Origin of the sequence: Perlabentimonas gracilis, from assembly GCF_011174675.1 — a bacterium.
Lineage (GTDB): Bacteria > Bacteroidota > Bacteroidia > Bacteroidales > Tenuifilaceae > Perlabentimonas > Perlabentimonas gracilis.
The window spans coordinates 19,140-45,689 of the sequence record NZ_JAANIG010000001.1; the positions used below are offsets into that span (position 1 = coordinate 19,140).

Here is a 26,550-nt window from a genome sequence, read left to right on the forward strand (position 1 = left end):
AACATTAAAAATTAATAGCTATGGAACGAATTGATCATCAAAAAAATCACTCACCCAATAATGTACGCGTAATTATTGGTATTGTATTCCTTACCCTTGGGGCTTTGCTCTTTGCCGATAGGCTCGATATTATTCCCTTTGCATGGAATAAGTATATTTTCACTTGGCAAAGTTTACTAATTGGCATAGGTCTAATTAGCTTGGCTAAGAATGAGTCTCGTGCCACTGGCATTGTGCTTATTTCCATTGGTGGCTTTTTCTTAACAGCTAAGATATTAGGTTTTCACTATCCCATTAGGTACTTCTTTTGGCCCACAGTATTTGTAGCCTTAGGTTTAATTATGATTTTCCAGAAGGGGGGGCATGTTCGCAACTCGAAGATGGGTTTCAGCAAGGGAACTACCGATATGGATATTATTGATGATGTAGCTATCTTTGGAGGTAGCGAGCAGAAGATCACCTCGAAGAATTTTAAGGGGGGTAAGGTTTCCAATATTTTTGGAGGAAGTACCTTCGATTTATCCGATGCCGAGCTAGCGCCAGGCCGTAATGTGCTCGATATGTTTTGCCTCTTTGGTGGGTCAAAAATTATTGTACCCGCAGGTTGGCGTGTAAAGATTGAAGTAACCGCCATATTTGGTGGGTACAACGATAAGCGCCGTATGCCCCCCAAAACCGACGAGGTGGTTGAGCGTGAGTTGGTTCTCCGAGGTGTTGTGATTTTTGGAGGAGGCGAGATAAAGTCGTACTAAGCATGATTCACCCCATACTAGGAAACAGATTTGGTAAAATTGCCTTTGCAGCATGGTGGATAGTTGTAGCAGCTATCCACTCTGCTGTTTTGTATCTTTTTTATGGTGTCTCGCTGCTAAGTGCTAATATCGATAGCTTTGTATGGGTAGTGTTGTACGCGCTGCTGTCGCTAGGCCTATGGTTTTGGGTTCGCCTCAGCGATATCGAAACGCAAAAGCCTTTTAGCGTTGCCCTTAACCATATAGGGGCTGCCGTTGTAAGTATTCTGCTCATCGTATCGTTGCATCGCTACATGTTAATCTTACTTTTCCCCGACGATAAGGATTACATCGCTTTCCTCGACTCGTCACTTCCGGGCAGGTCAATCGTGGGAATTTTCTTTTACATCCTTATAGCTCTTGTGTACTACCTTATTATTTACATCAGCAATTTTAGGGAAAAGGTAACGCGCGAAGCCGAGCTGCAGGCTCTGGTTAAAGATGCTGAGCTAAGCTGGCTTAAGCTGCAGATAAATCCCCACTTCTTATTCAATAGCTTAAATTCAATTAGCTCGTTAACCATGACCTCACCCGAAAAGGCACAGGATATGATAACAAGGCTGTCGGAGCTGCTGCGGTATTCGCTAAAACAGTCGCCTGGAAGTATGGTGAGCCTTAACGATGAGCTTGCGAATTGTAGGAAGTATTTAGAGATTGAGAAGGTGCGATTTGGTAGCCGGCTGAATTATAATATTGAATGTTGCGACGAGTGTTTTACCTTTCAGGTTCCCAGTATGATACTTCAGCCCCTTTTTGAGAACGCCATTAAGCATAGCGTAGCTCAATCGGCCGACGAGTCAATTGTTAATGCCAGCATTACTCGTAGCGAAGGCTACCTTTTTGTAGAGGTGTCGAACTCGCTACCCGAGCTTCCCACAAGCACTGCTGGAACAGGTGTGGGGCTCGAGAATATTCGTCGAAGGTTAAAACTTATATATGGCACCTCCGAGTTCCTTAAGGTAAGTAAACACTCAAGTCGTTTTGTTGTAGTAATAACTATCCCAGTAAATTAGTGCGATATGCGAGTAGTTATAGTAGAGGATGAGCAGCCAGCAAGAGATCTTTTGATGAAGTATCTCGAGGTGGAAAAAGATGTGGAAGTAGTTGACCAGTGCGCCGATGGTTTCTCGGCTGCAGTAGCAATAAATAGAGAAAAGCCCGATTTGGTGTTGCTCGATATACAGCTGCCCAAGCTAAATGGGTTCGAGATGCTTGAGGTGCTCGACCATTCACCGCTCATTATTTTCACCACGGCTTACGACGAGTACGCCATAAAAGCCTTTGAGCAGAATGCGGTTGATTATCTTTTAAAGCCTTTCTCAAGGGATCGTTTCCAAGCTGCCCTTTGCAAGGCCAGAGAGAAGCTCGCCTCTGTAGGTTACGTTGCAGCCCCTGTAGATTCAATGGCTGAGGATTTATCTGCTTCAATACCCATTGCGCGTATTGTGGTTAAGGATTCAAAGGGAATTCACATTGTTGCATCAAGCGATATCAGGTACTTTGAGGCCCAGGACGACTACGTAATGATTTACAGCCAGGATGGCAGGTTTATGAAGAAGCAAACCATGAAAAGCCTCGAACAGCGGTTGAACCCTAGGCAGTTCGTAAGGGTTCATCGTTCGTATATTGTAAATGTGAACGAGATAGTTAAGATTGAACCCTACGAGAAGGAGTCGTACTTGCTGCATCTAAAGGGAGGCGATAATGTAAAGGCAAGTGCCTCGGGATATCGATTGCTGAAGGAATGCCTGGAGTTTTAGGCTAGGCAGATATTTCACAGCCTCCTCGCTTCTAGGTAGTTTAAACTTTATCGGTTGGGAGTTGTTTTTACCACAAGGTTATTTTGGTGCGTTTCGCTATACCTCAATGATTTTAGCTTTTTTTCACAACCCCTTGTGGAATTTTGATCTAGAGATAAATCGGCGTGGTATTTTTTTTGTAAAAGATTCAAATTACTCTACCTTGGGCAAGTTTTTGTATTTAATACCGAAAGCTATGATGAGGGGTCTTTTAAAGGTGTTTAAATCATTAGTTATTAGTCTGCTTTTGTTAAGCGCTTTGCATTCGCATGCACAATATTTCGGGCGTAACAGGCCAATATATAAAACTTTCAACTTTAAGGTTTACGAGTCGCCAAATTTTGAGATATACCACTACTTCGAGAACGATTCAGTGGTGGAGCGCTTGGCTCAGGCATCGGAGCAATGGTATGCCATGCATGCACAGGTTTTTCGCGATACTATTGCCGATAGAAATCCCATAATATTTTATGCAAATCACCCCGATTTTCAACAGACCACAGCCATTTTTGGTACTGTAGGAGTTGGAACAGGAGGTGTTACCGAGGCGCTTAAGAATAGGGTGGTGATGCCTGTGACCGAAACCTGGGCGCAAACCGATCACGTGCTAGGCCATGAATTGGTGCACGCATTTCAGTTCAATGCAATTCTGTCGCGCGACTCCACAAGTCTTAACTCGCTTAACAATCTACCCCTTTGGATGGTAGAAGGGATGGCCGAGTACCTTTCCATTGGTAGTGTCGATCCGCATACCGCCATGTGGATGCGCGATGCCGTGCTAAACGACGACTTCCCCATGCTGGAGCAAATGTCGCGCGAATCGAAGTATTTTCCTTACCGTTATGGCCATGCATTTTGGGCTTTTGTTGGTCGTACCTTTGGCGATAGCCTTATTGCTCCCATCTTTATGGAAACAGCTAAGCGTGGCTACGACATTGCCCTGAAGCGTTACCTGGGGCTTAACGAAAAGGAGTTCTCGGAAATATGGCGAAGGACTACCATTGAGCACTTCAAGATGACCATGAAGGACACCGTGGACAGCCCTGCTGGCACTAAGATTATTCATGAGGAGAACGCTGGTCATATCAACATATCTCCTGCTATTAGCCCCAATGGTAAGTATGTTGCATTCTACTCAGAGAAAAGCCTGTTCTCAATAGACTTGTTTTTAGCCGAGACCGAGACGGGAAAGATAGTTCACAAACTCTCATCAACAGTGCATCGAAACGAGATTGATGCCTTGAATTTTATTGAGTCGGCAGGGGCTTGGTCGCCCGACAGCAAGCAGTTTGCCTTTGTGGCTTTTAGCAAGGGCCGAAATAGGCTGCTGGTGGTAGATGTTGAGCGACGGCGAATGGTCCGTGAGATTGAAATCCCCAATGTGCCCTCGTTTAACTATCCCGTTTGGTCGCCAAGTGGCGAAAGCATTGTTGTTTCGGGGCTGGTTGATGGTAGAAACGATTTACACGAATATAACCTGAACACAGGAGTAGTTACTCAGCTAACCAACGATATTTGGGCCAATGTGCACCCAAACTGGTCGCCCGATGGGAAAACTATCGTGTTTGTAACCGATAGGCCATCGCAGCAGGATCTATACGCTAAGCGTATGCCCGGTTACTACTTGGCTACCCTCGATTTGGAGACAAAAAATATTACAACCCACCACTTCTTTCCGGGCGCATCTAACTTAAACCCTGTGTTTGCACCCAATGGCGAGGATATCTATTTCCTTTCAAATAGGGACGGATTCCGCAATCTATACACGTACAACCTGAGAACTGGTGAAATTTTTCAGAAAACCAGAATTTTAACCGGAATTTCAGGGATGACCCAACTTGCACCCGCCTTTAGCGTTTCATCAGAGACAGGGCTTATTGCCTACTCATACTACTTTAAAAGTAACTACACAATTTTTACAGCAACGCCCGAGGATTTGTTAAGCATTGAGGTTTTTCCGCTGATGGTCGATCAGAGTGCAGCAACTCTGCCGCCATACAATCGGGCAGTATCGGGCATTATCGATAGGAACATTGCCAAACGAATGGGGCAACCCGAAACACCAATTGACTCTTTTAAAACAGTAGCATATAAGCCAAAGTTTAAGCTCGACTATATTGCCAACTCGGGTGTTGGGGTGTCAACTAGCCAAATGGGAACTGGAATGGCCGGAGGGGTTGAGATGATTTTTAGCGATATTGTGGGCGCTAACCTTTTGCACGTTGGCCTAGCCCTAAATGGTGAGATTTACGACTTTGGAGGACAGTTTACCTACATCAACCAAAAGAACAGGGTCACATGGGGCGCAACCGTGTCGCACATTCCCTACTCGTATGCATACTACGGACGAAGCGCTGGTTGGCTAACCGATGGCGACAACTCCTACTTCCTCGATACCATATCGTTATACCATTACCGGATATTTGAGACCATGATTGGGGGTATGGCCCAGCTACCCGTTTCGCGTACCCGTAGGATTGAGGCTGGTGGATTTCTTAACTGGTACAACTATAGGGTAGATGTACACTCACATCTATATGTCGATGGCTGGTACCAGGGGTACACCCGATATAAGGGCGAAGCCCCCGATGGTTACGCGTTGCAGAGGCTTAATGCTGCATACGTAGTCGATAACTCATCGTTTGGCATTGCCTCGCCTATGGATGGCTCCCGACAGCGATTCCAAATTGATAAGGTGTTTGGGTATGTAGATTACTGGGGTACGCTGGCCGATTTTAGGCAGTACTTTTTCCTCAAACCATTTAGCTTTGCGTTTAAAGGTTATTACTATGGACGCCATGGCAACGATTTGGATAGGATATACCCGTTGTACTTAGGGTACCCATGGATAATTAGGGGGTACGACAACTCAGCATTTAACAATCAGATTTTAAGTGGCTCGTCCATTGCAATGGGCCCCGATAAGCTCATGGGCGACCATTTGGCCACACTTAATTTCGAGATCCGAATGCCATTTACTGGGCCAGAAAGGCTCACTCCAATCAAATCGAAATTTTTGTACTCGGAGCTGGCGCTCTTTGCCGATGCCGGCTTGGCTTGGTTCGATAGAGAAACCGTTCACTTTAAATGGAAACCTGAAAATATCAATGAGCGGATACCCGTGGTGAGCGCAGGTGTTAGCCTTAGGGTAAATCTTTTTGGTATGATGATTTTAGAGCCTTTCTATGCAGTACCCTTCCAGTTAGGTGGGTTTAAGGCTGCAACCTTTGGCTTGAACTTTACTCCGGGATGGTAGGGGGTTAATGCTTAAATTAAATGATACAAAAAAGAGTAGCCAACCGGCTACTCTTTTATTTGTATGCGTTACATGCTTGTTTATAGCTCTTTGTAGTCAATGCAGTCCACAACGTATGCAATCTCTGGAACCTCGTTCCCTTCGTCAATTTCGCAATCGGCTACATGGGCACCCGATACTTTGCGAACAACCCCAACAACCTCAACCTTTTTCCCCTTGAGCGAAGATACAAAGTTGGGCGAATTTTCGGTTCCGTCAATCTTAAGGGTTTTACCCTCTACATTCCCAAATACAGTTAGCCTTTTCCCGCCGTGCATGCACGAGTGGTCAACTGTTGCCTCAAAGCGAACTGTCTGTCCAACAAGTGCCGACGCATCATTTATTAGGGAATCAACCGATACCTCAATTACCTTCTCACTTTGCGTAGAAGAACCACCCCCACACGATGTAGCTGCAGCAAAACCTACTGCAACAGCCAGTAGTAAAATAATCCTTTTCATAGTTTACAAATTTATAGTTATTTAAAAGTAGTAGCTAGTAATGTTGAATGCAGCGAAAAGCAGGCTTGCTAACCCGTTTAGTGTGGCATAAGCAAAGTTTACACTTTTTGCACTGGAGGGTTTTATTATTAGCTGCTGTGTTATTAAAAGTGAAATGAAAGCAATAGCGCCAGCCCAGTAAAAAATACCCGAGTCTAAAATGTATCCAACCTTAAGCACTAGCAGCAAAACGGCAATGTGAAGCACTATGGAAATTACTCTTGATTTTCTCTTGCCAAAAACAGCGGGTACTGTTTTAATTGACTCCTCCTTGTCAAATGCCTCATCCTGAATAGAGTAAAGGATGTCGAATCCGCCAACCCATAGGAATACGATTAAGCTGAAGAGTAACGGTACAACATGCCATTGGCCTGTTACGGCCAGGTAGGCACCAATGGGAGCCAACGACAATCCTAAGCCTAGCACAAAATGACATAGCACGGTGAATCGCTTGGTGTAGCTGTAACCCAGTAGAACTATCAGTACAATGGGCGAGAGGTAAAACACCATCTTGTTAATGAAAAATGTAGTTACAATAAAAAGCAACGCATTAATCATTGAGAAGATGAATGCATCGCGGGGATGTATCTTCCCCGATGGGATCTCTCTGTTCGAATTCCGCGGGTTTCGCTTATCGATAAACCGATCGGTTACCCTGTTGAAGCTTACCGCTGCGTTACGTGCAAAAATCATGCACAGGATCACTTTAACGAACACAACCCAGCTAAAGGTGTGGTCGGTTAGGTATATCGAAAGGAAGAAACCAATAATGGCAAAGGGAAGCGCAAAAATTGTATGGCTAAACTTTACTAGTGAAAGGTAATCCTTAAAGGCAACTTTTTTATGCTTATTCATTTTGTATGGGCAAAGGCCTATTAGGGTTTATGAGATACAAGTACTGGCAAAAATAGCAGAGTTACCCCATATAACCAAAATTTCTTCGGGTTATCAAAGCGTTTTCCTGCATTTTGTCTTTCCTTGTATTGCTATGGAATCCTCATGAACTTATGGGCCTGTAGTGAGACCTGCCACTTGGGGTTTGCCATTGCATAGTCAACAATGGTGGGGATTATGTCGGAGTATACACTCCATTCGGGCTGTAGGTACAGCTTGCATGTCGATTTTACCTTGCGTGCATTTTCCTCGGCCCACTCTATGTCCTTTTTGCTAGAAACGATAACCTTAAGTTCGTCGGCTTTCATGTGTATACCGTTAACAGGTGGTTGCTGTGGCTTTGGCGATAGGCAAATCCAGTCCCACTGTCCGCTAAGGTTGTGAGCACCTGATGTTTCTACGTGGGTCTGAAATCCTTTGTCCTTAAGCGTTTGGCAAAGGTAATCGAGAGGGTAAAGGCTGGGTTCTCCTCCGGTAACCACAACTACTTTAGCAGGGTTCTGCATGGCGTTTGCAACTATCTCTTCAACGGCAATGGGTGGGAATGTTTTGGCATTCCAAGTAAACTTGGCATCGCACCAGCTGCATCCCACATCGCACCCTCCAATTCTAATAAAGTATGCTGCTTTGCCAGTATGGTGGCCTTCGCCCTGTAATGTGTAAAATTCCTCCACTAGAGGAAGGAGTTTGCCGTTCTGCAGTATATTTAAATCAACTTGCACTTTTCAAATAAATTTTAATTCTGGTCGGAACCAAATAGTAATATCCTGTCTCTTTGGGCTGCCGCTTCAGTCCATATGGTTGGCGTAATCTTCCAGTTTCCTGGGTTTTCGGGGGTGATTCGCCCTGTACGTTCTATCCACTTCATGAGGTAATTCCGCATGTCGTGCGAGGAGATGTTTACAATGCGTTTCTGTATCTCATCATTGCTTAGCCCAACGCCATCGGTTAAATGACCTCCTCCGCCGGTTCCTCGGTACGAGTTAATGGCCACTCTGTAGGTATTGCTCAGGTCGAAAAGGCTACCGTCTTCCATTGATATGATTGTTATCCTTTGGCCAACAGGCTTGGTAACATCTACCTCGTAGTTAATACCAGCTGCTGAGTCGAAATTGTAGAAACTCGATTTAAGTAGAGCTCTGTCGTTCTGAAGTATTGGTTTGTTCGACCCATTGGTTCTGAACAGAAGTAGGTGGTCGTCGGCTGAAGCCATTGTGTTGAGCCATAAACCGTAGGAATACTCTAGGTAGTCCTTTACCTCTTGCCCAGTAAGGTTCATTATGTAAAGAAGATTTTCGTAGCTGTATAGTTTAAACAGATCGCGCACAAATACATTGCCTTGCTCAATGGTGGTGTTGAATGATAGTGGTGCCGCAAATGAGATTTGGCTGTTGGATATTCCCAGCTGGGCAGCGTGTATAAGGTTAACAAAGGCCGATGGGCCAAAATACGCATCGCGCGAGGTAACCGGTGCGGTGAAGATACCAATTCGTCTATCAACAAATTCCTCTACGTTACGTGTAAACGCTGAAAAAGTGCTTACAAAGTTTGGGTCGGGCATTAAGCCGTGCATAGGCACTAGCTTGCCGCTGGTCTTTTTGCTTACCACGTTGTCCTCTGCATCGAGCTTTACATTTACCGTAACATCTGCAACTAACCGAGCCCTGGCGCTGGGGTCGACAATTAGCACAGAGTCGCCCTTCACATTGGCCACCTTGGTAACCAGTCTGTCGTGGTCATGCCCCACCATCACTACATCGAAACCTGGAACATGCTGGGCAACTAGTGTCGATGCATTATCATTCATCGGTTTTTCGGGATCACCACCTTCGTAGGTTGCATCGTGCCCCGAGTGGAATACCCCAATAACCAAGTGCGGATTTTCCTTAGTCTGTATAGTGTCCATCCACATGGTAGCTGCCTCAACCATATCGGTAAACTCCATGTTGGCCCACAGGTTTGGCGATAGCCATTTGGTTATGCCCGGTGTGGTTAGCCCCATTATGGCAATCCGGAGTCCACCCTTTTCAATTATGGTGTAGGGTTTAAAGTATGGCTTGCCAGTTCGTGTATCAATAATGTTGGCCGATAGCCATGGGAAGTCAAAGTCGTTAATAAGCTTATCGTAAACCCTGTGACCTGCCTCAATATCGTGGTTGCCTACCGTGGCTGCATCGTAATTCATAAAATTCATTACTTGCGACACCAAATGCTGCCCCGCAGTGTCAACATAGTTTGCATAGTAAACCGTGGGCTGTCCCTGCAAAATATCACCATTATCGAGTAAGATTACGTGCTGCTCATCGTTATCTCTCTGCTTCTTCACGTAGGTGTATACATGGGCTAGGCCGTAATCTATAGCAGTGTTGTTAATGTAATCAAAGGGGAAAAGCACTCCGTGCACATCCGAAGTTTGGATAATCTTTACATTCACTTCCCTTTGTGCCAGTGATGAGAAAGCAATGGTAAGTAGAATAATGCTTTGAAGAATTACTCGATGAATCATAGGTGGAATTTGTTTCAAATATATTTTATAGTTGTTTGATGCTTCACGTTTTGAAAAGCTACATGTGGCAAAGCAAAAAATATGCCGTTGCCTCCATTCCGTTCATGCTCCGCAATGTTAACAATATTTGCTGATATTGGTTTGTTAGCATATGCTAAATAAACGGTGAATATTTGTTAAATTTGTTGATGTTTCAGAATGCTGGGTATGACTAAAGATAGATATAAACAGTTAGTGCAATTTGTTTCTCGATATGTAGATATATCGGAAAGTGAATTTTACGTCATTGTTCCCTTAATTGAGATAGTCTCTCTGCGAAAGGGTGAGGTTTTTATTGCCGAAGGTGAAGTAGCCAGCAGAATAGCCTTTACCAATAGAGGGTACCTTAGGGTGTGCTATAACCATGATGGCGATGAGATTACCCGCGATATCACCCCATTACATTCCTTTGCCACTGCATTGCCCAGCTTTATAACGCAAACCCCTTCGTACGAGATTATTAGCGCCATAACCGATTGCGAACTATTCGTTGTAAGTAAATTCGACTTGGATAATCTTTACGATAATTATCCTAAATGGGAGCGTTTAGGCCGTAGAATTATTGAGGATATGTTTGTTGAGGCACAGCATAGGTTGTACCTATTTATCACCGAAACGGCCGAGGTGCGGTACAAGCAGCTGCTTGAGCAGCACCCCGATATGCTAAGGGAGGTTCCCTTAAAGTACATTGCCGACTTTTTGGGGATTAAAATCCAATCGTTAAGCCGACTGAGGCGAACGCTTGAGTGGTAGCCAGCCTTATGCTAAAGGCTTCCATCCGATTTTTTCAGCAGTACACTCGCACCAACTTTGCAGTATAGGCATTTACGCTTATCGCAGTACTGCGATTTAAGCTGTACCATAGCTTGGCTAAAGAGGGCACTATCGGCAGCTATTACTAGGTTTGCGAATCCTTGCACAGTACTGTTTTTCTCAGCGGGCATTTCGTCAAGTAAACCAAGCGCCTTATCCTTTAATGCTTGGTTTCCCCGTGCATCGCCATAGGCAAACATGAAGGGAACAACCGTGTTGAGCGTAACGGTGGCAATGGCCGATTTTCCTAGCAACTTACTTTTAGCAGCCGATTCTTTGCCGAAAGTGTAATGTGTATGCCAGTAGCTTGAGCATTCTGTTCTTAGCAAATCTGTTAGGTCAGTAATTTTTTCTATCTCGATGCATTTAGAGAAAAGCCCATAGGACTTATGGATTAAGCTGGCGAGCTGAGCAATTCTAATGGTTGGGAATGCCATGGGCCTTAGCCGCATAAATTTCCACAAATGGTGGGGTATGGGGGTTAGCGAATGTGCCTTGCGGAGGTATTCATATTCCTTTTGCAACGATTGGTAGTACGTGTCGTTTAGGTTGTCGGGTTCTTGTAGCATACCCGCCTGACCAAACAGTAGCGCCTCCAAGCTAAGCAAGTTGTTCCTAATCTTTGCCAATATTTTAAGAGGTATCGATTTGGCCAACAGTTCAAAGGGCAAGGCGTTTATTTTTAGCCCAAAGCTGCGCGCCATCGAAATGTAAAAAGCCTCCTCCCAACTTCCGTTAAGTTCGCTTACCCAGTTATTTACCTGCTCCGTTTTTTGCTCGAGCCTTTCGGCTGCCAATGCAGCAAGCCACATTCGTAAAGGTAATTCGCCATAGGAGCTGATGTTTTTGGCACACGGAATCCAACCCTCGTTGGCAACCAAGCGCTGTAACTCCCATTCAAGGTCGTTCGGATAATCAATAGTGGCGGTTTTCACCTTATTCCCTTTGCTGTTGAAAACAGCAACGTCGTTATTGGCCACAATGTGTAGAATTACTGAATCGTAGGCGGCATCGTTTTGATGCCCATGCTTATTCCAATCCGATGCGTTAATATGAATCTCCACATTCCCGGCCCAAAGGGTGTTGCCAATTCTAATTTTTGCGTTAAAAAAATCGGGACCCGAGTCGAAGTTGTGCTCACCGGGCGAAATCACCTCAAGCCTCTCATTATCGCTAAGCAATAGTTGCCGTGGAATGAAGTTAATATGTTTCCAAACGAAATGCAGAATATCCTCAGTCATAGATTTTTATTTCGAAATTATAGAAAAATGCATTGCAGGGAACAATAAGACCCGATAAATTTTAATTTTGCTTCCCTATTCAAGTGTATTCGGGGTGTAGCGCAGTCCGGTTAGCGCGCGTCGTTCGGGACGACGAGGTCGTGAGTTCGAATCTCACCACCCCGACAGAGTTAAACACATATCATTAGTGCCTCTAATCGGGTTGGTTTTTTATCACCTCAACGACTTCGTTATATCTTTTTGCAGCAAAATAATTTTTGTAAGAAATTATTTTCGACCGTTTTTTCAAATCGTTATGTTGTTTTCTGCAGAAATTGAAAATGGCTTGTTTAGTCAAACTCATCCTGGCAGCCTATGGCTAAAAGCTTTGGCTGTGCATATTGACACTTGATTCTTTCGTTCAAATTCTTTATATTTAGGAACTTTGTAAATAGGATTTATGTTTATTTTTTTAAAAAGTTGCATTTAATCTAACCCTAAAAATAGATGTTATGGACAATCCAAAGAAAGGTAAATGCCCGGTGATGCATGGGGCTAATACGGATACCAGTAAATCAGTAATGAGCTGGTGGCCCAATGCGCTTAACCTCGACATCTTACATCAGCACGATAAAAAAACCAATCCTTTTGGAAAAGGTTTTAAGTATCGTAAACGATTTAAGAAGCTAGACCTTGAGGCAGTGAAGGAAGACCTCAAGAAGCTCATGACCGATAGCCAGGACTGGTGGCCTGCCGACTGGGGGCACTACGGTGGCTTAATGATTCGTATGGCTTGGCATAGCGCAGGGACCTACCGAACTGCCGACGGGCGTGGCGGAAGTAATACCGGCAACCAGCGATTTGCTCCGCTCAATAGCTGGCCCGACAACGTGAACCTCGATAAGTCTCGACGCCTGCTTTGGCCAATAAAAAGGAAGTACGGAAATAAGTTGTCGTGGGCCGATCTGTTTATCCTTGCGGGTAATATGGCCTACGAGTCCATGGGGTTCAAAACCTTTGGTTTTGGTGGTGGTCGCGAAGATATTTGGCATCCCGAGAAGGATATATACTGGGGTGGAGAGAAGGAGTGGCTTGAACCTACAAAGAGTAGGTATTCTGATGATAAAGACCGAGAAACTCTTGAAAACCCATTGGCCGCTGTGCAAATGGGGCTTATATATGTTAATCCCGAAGGGGTAGATGGTAATCCTGATCCTTTACGCACTGCGCAGGACGTTCGCATGACCTTTAAGCGAATGGCTATGAACGATGAGGAAACCGTTGCCCTTACCGCCGGAGGCCACACCGTTGGCAAAACCCATGGCAACGGCGACGCGTCCCTTCTTGGGCCCAATCCCGAAAGCGCAGATTTTGAAGAGCAGGGATTTGGATGGAAAAATCCAAAAGGTAAGGGGAATGCCGAGGATACTGTAACCAGCGGGCTTGAGGGCGCATGGACTACCACTCCAGATAGGTGGAATCACACCTATTTTCATCTGCTGCTTAACTACGAGTGGGAGCTCACAAAAAGCCCTGCAGGAGCATGGCAGTGGGAACCTGTAAATCTTAAGGAGGAGGATAAACCCTTCGATGCCCACGTGCCGGGAGTTCGCCGTAACCCCATGATGACCGATGCCGATATGGCCCTGAAGATGGATCCGGAGTACTGAAAAATTTCGGAGCGCTTTTATAAAGACCCTGAATACTTTGCCGAGGTCTTTGCTCGGGCTTGGTTTAAGCTAACCCATCGCGACCTTGGTCCAAAGAGTCGCTACCTAGGTTCCGATGTACCCAAGGAGGATCTGATTTGGCAAGATCCTATTCCTGCTGTAGATTACACTCTTACCAAGGCCGAGATAGAGGATATAAAGAGCAAACTGCTTGGCTGTGGTTTAACTGCCAGTGAGCTAATCAATACAGCATGGGATAGCGCCAGAACCTTTAGAGGTTCCGATTTCAGAGGCGGTGCAAATGGTGCGCGAATTCGCTTGGCGCCTCAAAACGATTGGGTTGGAAATGAGCCCGAACGATTGAAAAAAGTTTTGAAAAAGCTTGAGGAGGTACAGCAATCTCTGGACAAAAAGGTGAGCATTGCTGATCTAATAGTTCTTGGTGGAAGCGCTGCCGTAGAAAAGGCTGCTCATGAAGCAGGCTTTGATATAAAGGTTCCCTTCAGTCCGGGTAGGGGTGATGCCACAGCCAAAATGACCGATGAGGAGTCGTTCGATGTGCTGGAGCCAATCCACGATGGATATCGAAACTGGTTGAAAAAGGATTACGTTGTTCAGCCCGAGGAGTTGATGCTCGACAGAACCCAACTTATGGGCTTAACCGCACCCGAAATGACAGTTCTGGTTGGTGGAATGCGTGTGCTTGGTACTAACTATGGAGGTGCAAAGCATGGCGTATTTACCGATAGGGTAGGGGTGCTTACCAACGATTTCTTTGTGAACCTTACCGATATGAGCTACAAATGGGAGCCGGTTTCCGATAACCTTTACAACATTATCGACCGGAAAACCGGCAAAATCAAGTGGACAGCAACAAGGGTAGATCTGGTTTTTGGCTCAAACTCAGTGCTGCGTTCCTATGCCGAGTTGTATGCGCAGGATGATAACAAGAAGAAGTTTGTGAAAGATTTTGTGAAAGCCTGGGTAAAGGTGATGGATGCCGATAGGTTTGATTTGAAGTAAACGTGAATATCATTGTTGAGCCGAGGCTATTGCTTCGGCTCTTTTTTTAAATTCCAATGCTTGTTTGCTTCCATTTTAGGGGGCGTTCCATATTGTACAAAAATACTAGTAGCAATCTTTCTACACAACAAATTGGGGATGGCCACGAAGTATTACCCTAGCTACATCTACTTATGTTTTGCCCCGGATATTAGGGTGATTAAACCATTATTCCAAGAATGGTCACATCGTCGGTTTGCTCAAAGCGCGATCCGCCAAAGCCTATCCATGTGTCAAAGTTGGCCTCAAGTTCCTCTCCCTGTTTCGGCATAGGGTAATCTGATGTTTGCGACATCAAGCGTTTAAAAGCGCTGTACATATTGAATTTTTTACCCTCGGGGCCTCCAAACTGGTCGGCGTAGCCATCGGAAAAGAGGAAAACCCTATCGCCAGGCTCCAGCGTAATGGTGTGGTTGGTGAAAGGTGCCATTTTAATATGAGCAGCCACGGGCATAAAATCAGGTTTAAACTCTTGGATGTTGGGGTACTCCCTATCCATGGGGATGTGTGGAGTATTATTCCGTGCAACCCATAAAGGGTTGTTTGCACCAGCCCATTTACACTCTTTGGTTTGGGTGTTGATTGCAATAAGGCTCATCTCCATTCCATCGCGGTGCGTGCCGGATTGGTTAGTTTGCTTTAGCGAACTTATCACATGTGTTCTTAGTTCGTTTAAAATGCTTGCAGGATCGATTACATTGTTTTTTACAACAATCTCGTTGAGGAACGAAACCCCAAGCATGCTCATGAGCGCCCCCGGAACGCCATGGCCGGTGCAGTCGGCCACGGTGGCAATAAGCCAGTTGTCTTTTAGTGTGGCCCAGTAAAAGTCGCCCGAAACAACATCCTTGGCCCGATACATAATAAAGTATGAGGTTTCACCCAAACCAGCCTTTTTAAATATGGCGTTAAGGTCTGGTAGTACGGCATTCTGAATAAACTGGGCGTATCGAATGGAGTCGTTTATGTTATCGCGTTGCTTCTCTAGAATGTTTCTGCGTTCTATAGCTATAAGGTATAGCTGTTCAATCTCCTTGCGCTGTGCATCAATCTCGTCTAGCTGTGCCTGTATCTCTTCCTTTTGTTGTAATATTTCCTCGTTCTGAATTGTGAGCCGTTGATTGTCCCTTTTCTTGCGCCGTAGGTATAGGAACAGTAGGATTCCGTAGCCAAGCAGAAGCGCAATTAAAATTGTGGACGAAATGATTGCAATTCTCTGGTTTTCAATTCGTCTTTGAAAAAGTAGGTTTTCCTTCTCTATGTTGTCAATCTGTAGCTGCTTCTTCTCAGCCTCGTATTTCGCAACGGTTTCTGCAATGGCATCTGCTTTATCCTTGCTAAAGATTTCTTTCTGAACCTCGCTGTAGCTGTTGGCGTAATCAAGAGCTTGCTTGTAGTTCCCCAGCTTAGAATAGGCGATGTTTAAGTAGCCAAGGGATTCAAGTTGATATGGGAGTGCGCCAATCGATTTGGCAATACTGTTCGACTCCTTTGCATAATCTACCGCTCGGTTAAGGTACATCCTAGCATTCGCTTTGTTCTCGGGTTTTTCTGCAAGCAAAATGTTTAGGTATGCGATATTCCCATTCACCATGGCCAGCCCATTCTGATCCTTTGTGCTGGTGTAAACCTCAAACGACTTTTGAAAGTATGCTATTGCTTCCTCAAATTCCTCATTGGTGGCGTACACAATGGCAATGTTGTTGTATGCTTGGGCAACACCATTGGGGTCGTTCAGATCCAGCTTAATGTCCAACGAGTTTTTGTAGTACCCAATAGACTTTTCGTTATCCTCCTTATGCCAATAAACAATACCGATATTGTTGTAGGCATACGATATGGCTCGCTTGATGTTATGCAAATCTATGCTGTCGGTTGTTTCGTTTAGTATAACTTTAAGTCTTTCAGCCGATTCCAAGTGAAAATCAAGCGCTTGGTCAAAATCCTCCAACTCCTTATACACACTGCCAATGTTATTGAAGCACTCGGCTACCCCCATGGGGTTGGTTATCTTTTCGTAAAGGCTAAGCGATTTGTAGTAAAACTCAAGCGAAGAGTCAAGGTTACCCATCCGGAAAAAGATGTTGCCTATGTTCATGTAGCATTGGGCAATTTTTACGGAGTCCCTTAGTGAGTTGTACATAGTACAAACCTCTTGTTGTGTCACAAGTGATTCCTCAAAACGACCAAGAAATCTATACGATTGGGCAATTCGATGGAGTCCATCGGCTCGTCGTTGATAAAAAATTACAGTATCCAGTTCCGATGATAGAGCCAACTTCCATCCCTTATTGAAAAGAATTGCTGATGAATCTGGATCTGAGCTAGCTAATGCCTCTCCCATTTCGAACATGATAATTGCTCGCATGGAGTTGGTAGTCGTTTTATCTAGCAACAGCTTTAACGAATCAACATTGGGCTGTGCATAGATGTATATCGACACCAAAAGGAATCCTGCTAAGGCTAAAATGTTTTTTACTCTCTTCAAGGTCTTGCTGTGTTAGTAATGAGCGGTCTGTTAGGAGTTTAATTCGTAATGCAATTCACAAATATAATTTTTTTAGTTGTTTAATTAGGATAATAACCTGTTTATTGATGTGGTTTTTTGTGAACAAGTTGCTCATTATGCTGTTTTTAAAGATGATATAGTTTATATTTGTTCAATTCTTTTGGGTTAAGTTTAAACCGCTTAAGCAGTCTGTTACCAATATCCTTAAACAAATACATTATGAGAAAGTTTATTGCTTTTGCATACCTTCTACTTCCTTTGTTTGCGTTGCCGCAGCAAGTGAAGACGCCAATTCCAGTGACTGAGGTTGCCCACAATGTTTATCGGCTATTTGTTAATAATGCCGTTGCTGTTGTTGCCTTTAAAGGTGACGAAGGATTGCTAATTGTTGATACGGGCTACGAGCGAACAGCTAACGATCTTAAGGAGAAGTTGTCGGAAGTATCAGAAAAACCCTTGCGTTACATAGTGAATACGCATATCCATGGCGACCATACCGGGGGGAATCAGGCTCTTGGCAATGGGGTTGATATCATTTCTCACCAAAATGTTAGAGACTACCTATCGAGGGATAAGGTTCAGGGCGAAAGGTCAATGCCTGCATTGCCAAAGTTTGCTCAACCCAATATCACCTTTACCGACAGGATGGAGTTGGAATTCAATGGTCAGCTAATCCAGCTTATCCATTTACCCTCGGGGCATACAAATGGCGATATCATTCTGTATTTCCCCGAGAGCAATGTGCTAGTTGTGGGTGATTTGCTCTTTGCCAATAACTTCCCCTATGTTGATGTGGGAAATGGAGGGAATCCATTTAAGTATTTTGAGAATGTGGGGTGGATTATCGACAACTTTCCCAATGATGCTGCCGTTGTTGGCGGGCATGGGCCAGTGTTTACCATCGAAGAGTATGGCAATTGGAAATCGAGTTTGGAGAAGACCTTCGATGTGCTTAGGGAGCATAAACTAAATGGGCTAACTGCTGAGCAGATGAAGCAGCAGCGAGTTCTAAAAGAATGGGAATCCTTCGGTAAGTTTTTTATTACCGAGGATCGATGGATAGATACACTTTTCCCTTTCTTGTAAGTTCTACAAGCAGTATTTGATAGCCGCAGCATCCGATGCTGTGGCTATTTTTTTGTATATTGCAGTGAATTGTGCTTTTTACTTGTTGCCCCTAACCTAAACCATAAAACACAGCTGTATGAAATTACCGAAACAAGTTCATGTTGTATTAGGTTCTCTCCTCATCTTTACTGCCCTTGGCTTTTATACCTGTAGCTCAATGGCGAAGATGGAAGAGGATTTAATTGAAGGATTACGCCAAAAAGGATTGGTGGCCGAAGTTATTTCGGCCGAGAATTTTTATAAGGGAGTTGCTCCGGGTATGTTCCATGAGGTTTCAGGTGCTCCCTATAAACCATCCTACAATGAGGAACCCGAAATCCCTGCCCAATGCTGGATTGAAACGGGGTACGGTACGCAGAATGCGTGTAAGTATTGCCATACCGATTATTTGGCCGAGATGAAGCATGGTAATAACTTTCCCATCTCCGACGATCAGGAGACCTACAGCTTTCCATCGGCAAACCTCAATCGGATTCTCTGGCAAAATATTATATACCCCCATAAAATTGAGGAACGCTTGTTGGCCGAGGGGATCGATATTCCCAGTGCCGATGATGTAGCCTATGTAAGGGTCGACAATTGGCAAAGTGCCTTTAACGCTGCACGTGGTAACGGAAGCAATAGTTGGTTAAATATTCATTTGCAAAATCCAAACTTTGTACTCTTCCCTGCGCTAAACCCCAACCATTTGTTTCCCTGCAACCCCCAAAACCCTACCAACTATGGAGCAAATGGCTACATCGATAGTCAAGGGTTTGTAAAGGATGAGAGCGACCGATACACAGGATGGCGTGCAGTGAACTTTTTTCCTTACGCCATATTCACCCCGTTAACAGGCAGCGTGAGTGGTATATACATTAGGCTTTCCGAGGAGTTTATGACCAATGGTGGCGTGTTTGATGTTGAGGTGTACAAGCAGAACCTGAACCTGCTCGAGAAGAATATCAAAAATCAGAAGCTTGACACGAAGAACTACGTGGGCGATGCATCAAAGGTGAAAATTAGCAAAGGATTTTATCCCATTGGAACCGAGTTTGCCCATCCTCTGCATTACGTCGATTTGCTCGCCGATGGCGAGGTGGGTAAAGAGGTGGATGGCGTTTTGGGCGACGGGGCAAAGGTTCAGTTCGAATTCCCCGGAACCCGGTCGAAGCGTGTGAAGGAGATTCGCTACATGTACAAATGGCGCGAGGTGGGTCTCGATGACATCGGTGAGGATGAGGAAGAGGAGGATGAAGGTGAAGGTGATGGTTTTGGCCAGTACATTGGTAAGGAGGGGCAAGGTTGGATCGATAACGAGGCGGGGTGGATATTGGCAGCCTTTATCGAGAATAGGCAAGGTGAGCTTCGTCCGCAAACCACCGAGGAGTTGGCTCAGTGCTTGGGTTGCCACTCAAAAGTGGGTAACACCATCGATGCTGTATGGTCGTTCCAACGCAAGCTGCCTGCTCTTGAGGGATGGGCCGATATGAATTACGGTAAGTATAGCTCCAGCAAACCCAACGAAACCAAGCTGCAGGATTATTTATATCAGGAGACCGGAATGGGCGAGCAGGGGTACTTTTACCACTCGGTTGTAGGTGCCGATTTATACGGGGTAATGCCCGCTGAAATTAGGTTGGAACTTGTAGCGTATGCCCAAACAGTAGATTTGCAGAAGGAGCTAGGAATATCATATGATGTGAATGAGATATTGAACGACGAGGCATTAAAACTAATGGAAAGATCGAAGCGAAAGCCCCTTTTGCTGGCTCGCCAAAAGCTTATGCGGCACTATAGCAAGAGTATGGAGTACCTTGCCTACTCTCAGGCAGATGATAACTACTACATTAAGGGCAATATCTTCTACCCATTGGAGGAAAACATGAAGGCTAATATTCAGGGCTATCGGAAAATTGTGCTCGACCAAAGCTACAATCTGGGCAAGGATGTGTTTGGCAGCGAGGCCGATCATATCCCCTTCACCTTCAGATCCGATGGTACCGTGCTCGACGAGAATAACCAGCTAATTCCTGTGGGCGAGGTTATCTACAGCCGACCCTACAACGCCGATGGCGAGGGCATTACCCCAACGGGTATTGTTGAGGGCGATGTTTACAATGCCGATGGCCAGCAGGTAAAGGATGTTTCCGAGGAGGATAGAATAGCAGGACGACTGCTTTATGGCGGTACGCTCGACAAGTACTACAATCCAATTCTTAGCGGAGTGTCGGTGCGAAAGCGCTAGGGAATTCTCATATTAGTGCCTAATAGCAAAGCCGTCCCAATGCTGGGGCGGCTTTCTTTCGCTATTGCGCTTATTGATGCGTTTTACTTCTTAATCTCTCGTTCAAATTCGCCGATTATTCCGTTTGCACGTCTTTTTGAAACTTTGGTTTCTATTGATTTTTCTGAGGTCCATGTAAAGGTGAATGGTGTACAAGCGTTAATCTCGTAGTCATCATCAGTCATATACCAAGTGTCATTTACATAATATTCGAAGTTTGCCCAACCATCACCAATATACACATCGTAGTAAGTGTATTCTGATCCATCAGCAATGTACTCCTCTCCAAGGTAGTACCCATCATCTGTATGCGTCTCGTCATAAATCCAAACATCGAAGTATAATCCATAACCAGTCTCGTTTTTAACAGTTATGTCTGTATACTGGAAAAGAGCACAGGTTTGAGATGGTGTTACGTAGCTAATGTTATCGCATTGTACAAGGCTTCTTGTGTCAACGAGTTGGAATTCATCGTTTAAACTAGTGAAAGAAGCCCAAATTTTAGCTGTACCTGCCGAAATGGTATATGTAGTATACTCACCAGATTTTAACATTCGGTTTTCTGTGGTCATACCATCGTCTCCAGTCACATCGAACCATAGGTCTGCGTTGGTGTTGTTTGTAACTGTTATGTCACCAGTCTTATTCTTCTCGCACTCCTCCAAGCAAGAAGTGAATGAAAATGCTAGAGCTGCGGTTACAACGAAAATCAGTAGTTTTTTCATAATTAAAATTGTTTAGGTTAGTCGTGTATTGTTAGCTGTAAATGTAAGTAATGCTTATGATATTTGAAACGTATTTGCTGTAGATGTATGCTCTGCTTTACTATTTGTTGACATATATTTATTATTTGAAAAAAAAAGTGAGCATAGAGCAGCTCAAATCATGCTTAGGTATGCTGCCACCCCTAGTGGTTCAACAACAATTATACCTTTTGGCACTACTCTCTCCTTGCACTTGTATGTTTCGTTGTTAATGGTCTGGGTGTAAAATACATATTCGGATATTTTAGAATTATTACAAATAACAGTCGTCTGCTGGCAGGGTGAATAGTTCCTTAGGGGATGGTTCTCCGTATGAGAATCTGCGGTAGCGCTGCCCCAATTCTTTAGTAATGCTTGGCCTATGGATCAAAAATTGAGAAATTTGTTTACCAACAAAAAAAATGACGTTATCTTTATGGCTCAATGATTAGTCTGTGTTGTAACTAGTTTTCTTTTGCAAAGCATTTGTGATTTATGAAGCCAAGGTTATTCTTTTTGCTAAAGGTTAGGGGTCTGGGCACCGATGCCGATTTTGTACAAATACGCAACGAGAACTTCGAGCTAATGGCAAACCTTAGGTGTTCTCCCCCATACGAAAGCCTGTCGAGGTTTTTTAGAAACCCAGATAAATTGGAAAAAGCTGTTGACACCATAAAGCAGCTCGGTTACGGCGAACTCAAAAAAATTGAACTATAATGGCGCTCGACACAATTATCGAATTCAAAAAGGCATCCATCTTTCAGAACGAAAATCTGATACTTGCCGAGGTAAATCTTAAGGTTGAGAAGGGTGAGTTTATTTACCTTATCGGTAAGGTGGGTAGTGGCAAAACAAGCCTTATAAAAACCATTACGGCCGAACTGCCTTTGCGTAAAGGCGAAGGCCGAGTGGTTGGTTACGGTCTGGCCAAGCTGCGCAGTAGCCAAATACCTCACCTTAGGCGTAAGATTGGAATTGTGTTTCAAGATTTTCAGCTGCTAACCGATCGAACCGTGCTCGACAACTTAATCTTTGTACTACGGGCAACGGGTTGGAAAAGCAAAAAGGAGATGAAGCAACGCATCGACGATGTGCTCGAGAAGGTAGGCCTTAAGCATAAGGAGTACAAAATGCCCCATCAGCTATCGGGCGGTGAGCAGCAAAGGGTGGTTATTGCCCGCGCGCTGCTTAACAACCCCGATATCATTCTGGCCGACGAGCCCACGGGCAACCTCGACCCTGAGACCTCCGACGAGATCATGCAGATTCTTTTCGATATTGCTGCATCGGGTAGGGCGGTTATCATGGCTACGCACAACTATAGTTTGCTCAAAAAGTTTCCATCTAAAACGCTCAAGTGCGATAAAACACGGTTGGAAGAAACCGAGCATACAACCGAGATCGATTTTGAAAGCCTGATGGAGGAGTAACTCTACTGCCTAGTAGAGTTCACAGCCGCAGTTCTTGCAAAAATGGGCATCCTTTTGGTGCTCCGACTCCTCGCAGTTGGGGCATATTCGGGTCTGTATTTTATTGCCTCTGCGCTTGGTTATCTCTGCCGACACAATTCCGGTGGGTATGGCAATAATGCTGTAACCCAATAGCATGATAAAGGTTGCTATAAACTTTCCCAAGTCGGTAATTGGCACAATATCGCCATACCCCACGGTGGTAAGGGTAATAACTGCCCAGTAAATGCTTAGCGGAATGCTGTTGAACCCGTTTTCGCTCCCCTCCACAACATACATAATGCTACCCAACAGCAGCACAAGTATTAGTATAAATACCATAAAGATGAAAATCTTACGGAAGCTATTCCGCAGAGCGATTAGTAGCACATTCCCCTCCTGAATAAAGTGGTAAAGCTTAAGAATACGGTAAATCCTAAGTAACCTAAGGGCTCTAATTACAATTAGGGGCTGCACGGCTGGTACTGCTATGGCGATAAAAGTAGGTAGGATGGCCAGCAAATCGACAACACCAAAAAAACTAAATATGTATTTTTGGGGCTTTGGACTGCAAACTATTCGAAGAATATACTCGGCGAGGAATAGGATGGTAAAAACCCACTCAGCTGTGAATAGGGTAGTTCCGTGGGTAAGCCTTACTTCGGGAATGCTCTCAAGCATTACAACCCCAACGCTAATAAGAATTACAACCAGCAGAACCTCATCGAATAGCTTGCCATGGAATGTGTCCGACTTGAATATAATGTCGTACATCTTTTTCTTCCATTCGCTCTGGCCTTTACCCTTCGCCATTGGTTTAATTTTGATCAGTTTTTGAAATTACACAAAAGCACAATCCCCATCTCCCTCGGCAAATGTAGCTCCTTTTTCAATTATGTTCACAACCTTTTGTGATGCATAAAAGTTGCGCTTCTGGCTTTTCGATAGTAGGCCAAGAGGGAAGATGCTACTCAGTGCATATGCAATGGGCTGGTTGAATGTAGTTAGCCTGTTACACCCCATGGCAAGAGCGTGCTTTGCAATTATTTTAGCGAATAATTTCTCTTCATTGATATTGCAAATCACGTATGGTGTAGTTGCAAAGCCATCCCTATTGTTAATCATAATAATTCCAAGTAGTTGGTTTTGCCTGTATACTTTGAGTAGCAGCTGCTCAAACTTTTTTGGCGAGGACGAGAAGTAGTACTTGTCGCCAATCCTATCGGCAAGTGGCGATGATACCAACCACGGATGGCGTAATATCCACTGCAGATCGTTGCCTGATCTTGCAGTTGGGGTAATGGTTAATGTGCTGGTAAAGATATCTCTGACCTCATTGTCGGGATAGGCGAGATACTCAATGCTAATCCCCTTGGTGCGAATTAGTTTTCCAAAAAGAGGGATCGGGTTTAGCAGCTCAAGGATAAAGTCTATTGAATGCCAAATGGGCTTTAGCGCTTTGTAAGTAGGCCCCTTAGCCGGAAGGATCTTGGCCAGGCAGGGCCTTAGGTAGAATCGTCGCCCTTTCAGCGTTTCTAGCAGCTGGAATCTGCTGGTTTTATCGTACACCGCCTTCGACTCCAAAGCGTAGTTAGTGAAAAGTAACTTCTCGCCCCAGTCAGAAAAGGCAGCGTTGAAAAGTGCGGTTGCTATTCCTTTTCTGCGCAGTTTGGGGTTTACCCAGTTGCCACTTAGCCATCCAACCTTTATGGCTTTGCCATTTTTAAAAATTGTATCGGAAAGGATGGTGCGATACCCCACAAGTTCATTATCAATATAGGCAAGGTAAAGTGCAATGTCGTTGTCCGAAGCTCGCGGATTGTTAATGTACGATATAGCCCTGTGGCGGCTAATGGGGATAACCTCCCAGCTTGGGTATTTTGGCGACGAGACCAACGCATTTAGCTCCGATAGCTTTACCCTTTTTATGTCAATCATAGCGGGATACTTACCTTGTGTTTGTTGATAATCCTTTTGGCCAAATAGTAATTCAATTCACCCTTAATAATCTGCCTTGCATTTCTACCAATCACCTCAAGGGGTATTCTGTTGATAAACTTGTGCGTATTTGTAGGTTTGTAGCCCGATGTGCCCATCAGCAGGTCACATATCTTAGGGTTATCCTTTAAAAAATATTTGTAAAATGCAGCGGAAACCCCATCGCTTGAGAATGGGAATGCAAAAATCCTTGGCTGGTTTGGGATATTGTCCTGCACCCACTGCAAGCTGCTCTCCACTTGTTCTATTTGCTCATCAAGCGTTATGTTTGCAAAGTTTGGATGGTCCATGCTGTGTGCCCCTATGGTAAATCCATCGTTGGCCAGCTTTAAGGTTTCCTCCCTGCTGAGGTAGGGCTTACTAACTCTAAGGTACTTTTCAAAATCGACTTTAAGCTCGCTGGTCAGCTTACGCAATAGCTCGCGCTGGGAGTAATCCAAATGGCCAATCCATTGAGCAAATTTTTTCGATGGAATTATTGGCCTATCGAAATAGGGCTTTGCCCCGTCGGGCAGCTCAATCATCGCCCCGTTGCTAAGGATTTTGTCAATTAGTAGGCTTGCCTTGCATCGGTACAGCATATCGTTATTGTCGATAAACGATGGGTTTACGAATACCGTTGCGGGTATTCCTTTGGCCGTTAGTATGGGTGCTGCCACGTGGGCAACCTCGCTAAACCCATCGTCGAAGCTAAGCAAAAGCTTAGGCTTAGCCTTATTCTTTGATGATACGTTTTGAAGATAATCTTTTACATCGGTTGGCTCGAAATGGCGTGCAAGAAAATCAAGATCCTTCTCAAACTGTTCGGGGCTTACGGTTGGGTACAAATGTTTTATGTGTGCTGGCGCATTGTGGCTTATGGTGTGGTAAAAAGCAGCAACAAGCCCAGGCTTTACAATTCGCACCGAAAGGCCAAAGGGTAGGGGTGAGGCTATGGTTTTAATCAGATCTCTGAGCATCACTTGAAGAGTTTCAACATCCAGGGCAACCTGTTGATTGTAATATGGCTGTACTCGCAAGGAGTAGCCCCAAAGCCTTTGTAGAATCGTGCAATGGACTCGATGTTAGAGCCCTCAAAGTCGAGCACAAGGTTTTGCTCAGCATTCTGATGGATGTAGTGATCAACTAGTGCGAACATGGCCCGTTGGGCTTTTCCCTCAGGGGTCGACGATGCCAACAGATAGATAACCTTTCCGTTCGATTTAAGGAATAATGCCCCCGCGCACAGCTCGTTGTGCGAGTTGTATGCGCCAAGCATCTCGCCCACTCCATTGCCAACGGCTTGGGTTACCAGCTGCTTTACCATATTGAAATGCTTGGGATGTAGTTTGGCCGCATTGTGCTTGCGCTTGAGTTCAACGAGTTCTATGGCAGTGATGCTGCGTGCAACAGATATGTTGTATGCAACGGCGCGCGAAACGTTCCGCATGGTGTTTGTGCCATATCGGTTCGATAGGATTGAGTATGGCTCAATTAAATCGAGATGGTGGGTAACCCTGGGTACTACCTTTGCCTTAGGGTAATGGGTTTTGTTGTAGGTGTTAAGGTTTATGGCTATGAACTTGTACCTATCGGGAATTGCGTTCAGAAAGCGGCTAATTAAATCTTGGCTTATGGCAGTGGTTGAAAATAAACCCAGCTGCTGAGTAAAAAAAGGTTGGTATATATAGTTTATGCCATATTTAGTGTTGCAGGGCAAAGGGAAAACCGCTTGGTAATCATCACCAACCAAACCGCACCAATCCTCCGATACAATATCGAGATACCATGAGTACCCATATACCATTCCATTTACCGAGCGGGCAATGCAGCTGTCCCACTTGGTAGTATCAATATCGTCTCGTTTTAAAAAATCAATTTTCAATGTGC

General features: G+C 44.6%; 22 protein-coding genes and 1 tRNA gene. 12 read left to right on the forward strand and 11 right to left on the reverse strand.

The window, feature by feature from the left end:
* Positions 1 to 20: 20 nt before the first annotated feature.
* The 4 genes from G8O23_RS00085 to G8O23_RS00100 all read left to right on the forward strand — a co-directional run bounded on the left by G8O23_RS00085 (position 21) and on the right by G8O23_RS00100 (position 5,846).
* Complete coding sequence (locus tag G8O23_RS00085) at positions 21 to 752, forward strand: LiaF transmembrane domain-containing protein (RefSeq protein WP_166360457.1); 732 nt, start codon at positions 21 to 23, stop codon at positions 750 to 752.
* A 2-nt stretch (positions 753 to 754) separates the two neighbouring features.
* Positions 755 to 1,804 (forward strand): sensor histidine kinase, encoded by a 1,050-nt coding sequence (locus tag G8O23_RS00090; RefSeq protein WP_166360459.1) that lies wholly within the window; start codon positions 755 to 757, stop codon positions 1,802 to 1,804.
* Between the two features lie 6 nt (positions 1,805 to 1,810).
* Positions 1,811 to 2,551, forward strand: a complete 741-nt coding sequence (locus tag G8O23_RS00095; RefSeq protein ID WP_166360461.1) for a LytR/AlgR family response regulator transcription factor — start codon at positions 1,811 to 1,813, stop codon at positions 2,549 to 2,551.
* A 235-nt stretch (positions 2,552 to 2,786) separates the two neighbouring features.
* Positions 2,787 to 5,846 (forward strand): DPP IV N-terminal domain-containing protein, encoded by a 3,060-nt coding sequence (locus G8O23_RS00100; RefSeq protein WP_166360463.1) that lies wholly within the window; start codon positions 2,787 to 2,789, stop codon positions 5,844 to 5,846.
* Between the two features lie 80 nt (positions 5,847 to 5,926).
* Here G8O23_RS00100 and G8O23_RS00105 read toward each other — a convergent pair whose 3' ends face one another.
* The 4 genes from G8O23_RS00105 to G8O23_RS00120 form a co-directional block, all read right to left on the reverse strand.
* Positions 5,927 to 6,346 carry a hypothetical protein gene (locus tag G8O23_RS00105; RefSeq protein ID WP_166360465.1) on the reverse strand — a complete coding sequence of 140 codons (420 nt, stop codon included), beginning with the start codon at positions 6,344 to 6,346 and terminating at the stop codon, positions 5,927 to 5,929.
* 21 nt (positions 6,347 to 6,367) lie between these two features.
* Positions 6,368 to 7,240 (reverse strand): UbiA-like polyprenyltransferase, encoded by an 873-nt coding sequence (locus G8O23_RS00110; RefSeq protein ID WP_166360467.1) that lies wholly within the window; start codon positions 7,238 to 7,240, stop codon positions 6,368 to 6,370.
* A gap of 131 nt (positions 7,241 to 7,371) precedes the next feature.
* Complete coding sequence (locus tag G8O23_RS00115; RefSeq protein ID WP_166360469.1) at positions 7,372 to 8,001, reverse strand: 7-carboxy-7-deazaguanine synthase QueE; 630 nt, start codon at positions 7,999 to 8,001, stop codon at positions 7,372 to 7,374.
* A 14-nt stretch (positions 8,002 to 8,015) separates the two neighbouring features.
* Complete coding sequence (locus G8O23_RS00120; protein WP_166360471.1) at positions 8,016 to 9,785, reverse strand: bifunctional metallophosphatase/5'-nucleotidase; 1,770 nt, start codon at positions 9,783 to 9,785, stop codon at positions 8,016 to 8,018.
* Between the two features lie 207 nt (positions 9,786 to 9,992).
* Here G8O23_RS00120 and G8O23_RS00125 point away from each other — a divergent pair, with 207 nt between their 5' ends.
* Complete coding sequence (locus G8O23_RS00125) at positions 9,993 to 10,577, forward strand: Crp/Fnr family transcriptional regulator (protein WP_166360473.1); 585 nt, start codon at positions 9,993 to 9,995, stop codon at positions 10,575 to 10,577.
* 11 nt (positions 10,578 to 10,588) lie between these two features.
* Here the strand turns inward: G8O23_RS00125 and G8O23_RS00130 are convergent, their stop codons facing one another.
* Positions 10,589 to 11,878, reverse strand: a complete 1,290-nt coding sequence (locus tag G8O23_RS00130) for a DUF2851 family protein (RefSeq protein WP_166360475.1) — start codon at positions 11,876 to 11,878, stop codon at positions 10,589 to 10,591.
* Between the two features lie 90 nt (positions 11,879 to 11,968).
* Between G8O23_RS00130 and G8O23_RS00135 the strand changes: the two genes are divergently transcribed.
* The 3 genes from G8O23_RS00135 (at position 11,969) to G8O23_RS17260 (ending at position 14,550) form a co-directional block, all read left to right on the forward strand.
* Positions 11,969 to 12,043: transfer RNA gene (locus G8O23_RS00135), tRNA-Pro, on the forward strand.
* 326 nt (positions 12,044 to 12,369) lie between these two features.
* On the forward strand, positions 12,370 to 13,527 hold the full coding sequence (locus G8O23_RS17255) for a peroxidase family protein (protein ID WP_219932334.1): 1,158 nt from the start codon (positions 12,370 to 12,372) through the stop codon (positions 13,525 to 13,527).
* A 3-nt stretch (positions 13,528 to 13,530) separates the two neighbouring features.
* On the forward strand, positions 13,531 to 14,550 hold the full coding sequence (locus G8O23_RS17260; protein WP_317168977.1) for a peroxidase family protein: 1,020 nt from the start codon (positions 13,531 to 13,533) through the stop codon (positions 14,548 to 14,550).
* 199 nt (positions 14,551 to 14,749) lie between these two features.
* Here the strand turns inward: G8O23_RS17260 and G8O23_RS00145 are convergent, their stop codons facing one another.
* Positions 14,750 to 17,077, reverse strand: coding sequence for a tetratricopeptide repeat protein (locus G8O23_RS00145; protein WP_166360477.1), 2,328 nt, complete (start codon positions 17,075 to 17,077; stop codon positions 14,750 to 14,752).
* 240 nt (positions 17,078 to 17,317) lie between these two features.
* Here G8O23_RS00145 and G8O23_RS00150 point away from each other — a divergent pair, with 240 nt between their 5' ends.
* The gene (locus G8O23_RS00150) at positions 17,318 to 18,184 is read left to right on the forward strand and encodes an MBL fold metallo-hydrolase (protein WP_166360479.1); all 867 of its coding nucleotides are present in this window, start codon (positions 17,318 to 17,320) and stop codon (positions 18,182 to 18,184) included.
* A 118-nt stretch (positions 18,185 to 18,302) separates the two neighbouring features.
* Entirely contained in the window at positions 18,303 to 20,453 is a 2,151-nt protein-coding gene (locus G8O23_RS00155) for a hypothetical protein (protein WP_166360481.1), read from the forward strand.
* An 83-nt stretch (positions 20,454 to 20,536) separates the two neighbouring features.
* On the opposite strand, the gene G8O23_RS00160 is transcribed toward G8O23_RS00155, so the two are convergent.
* The gene (locus G8O23_RS00160; protein ID WP_166360483.1) at positions 20,537 to 21,217 is read right to left on the reverse strand and encodes a hypothetical protein; all 681 of its coding nucleotides are present in this window, start codon (positions 21,215 to 21,217) and stop codon (positions 20,537 to 20,539) included.
* Between the two features lie 513 nt (positions 21,218 to 21,730).
* On the opposite strand from G8O23_RS00160, the gene G8O23_RS00165 reads away from it, so the two are divergent.
* Positions 21,731 to 21,952, forward strand: coding sequence for a hypothetical protein (locus G8O23_RS00165; protein WP_166360485.1), 222 nt, complete (start codon positions 21,731 to 21,733; stop codon positions 21,950 to 21,952).
* Positions 21,952 to 22,665, forward strand: coding sequence for a cell division ATP-binding protein FtsE (locus G8O23_RS00170; RefSeq protein WP_166360487.1), 714 nt, complete (start codon positions 21,952 to 21,954; stop codon positions 22,663 to 22,665). Before G8O23_RS00165 ends, G8O23_RS00170 begins: the two co-directional genes overlap by 1 nt.
* Positions 22,666 to 22,674: 9 nt before the next feature.
* Here the strand turns inward: G8O23_RS00170 and G8O23_RS00175 are convergent, their stop codons facing one another.
* Genes G8O23_RS00175 through G8O23_RS00190 form a run of 4 tightly spaced genes read right to left on the reverse strand, consistent with a single transcriptional unit; the run spans position 22,675 to position 26,545 of the window.
* Positions 22,675 to 23,496 (reverse strand): ion transporter, encoded by an 822-nt coding sequence (locus G8O23_RS00175; protein WP_166360489.1) that lies wholly within the window; start codon positions 23,494 to 23,496, stop codon positions 22,675 to 22,677.
* A 27-nt stretch (positions 23,497 to 23,523) separates the two neighbouring features.
* Entirely contained in the window at positions 23,524 to 24,621 is a 1,098-nt protein-coding gene (locus G8O23_RS00180; RefSeq protein ID WP_166360491.1) for a GNAT family N-acetyltransferase, read from the reverse strand.
* Entirely contained in the window at positions 24,618 to 25,640 is a 1,023-nt protein-coding gene (locus G8O23_RS00185; protein ID WP_166360493.1) for a polysaccharide deacetylase family protein, read from the reverse strand. The genes G8O23_RS00180 and G8O23_RS00185 overlap by 4 nt, the downstream gene beginning before the upstream one ends.
* Positions 25,640 to 26,545 (reverse strand): hypothetical protein, encoded by a 906-nt coding sequence (locus G8O23_RS00190; protein ID WP_166360495.1) that lies wholly within the window; start codon positions 26,543 to 26,545, stop codon positions 25,640 to 25,642. The genes G8O23_RS00185 and G8O23_RS00190 overlap by 1 nt, the downstream gene beginning before the upstream one ends.
* Between the last annotated feature and the right edge of the window lie 5 nt (positions 26,546 to 26,550).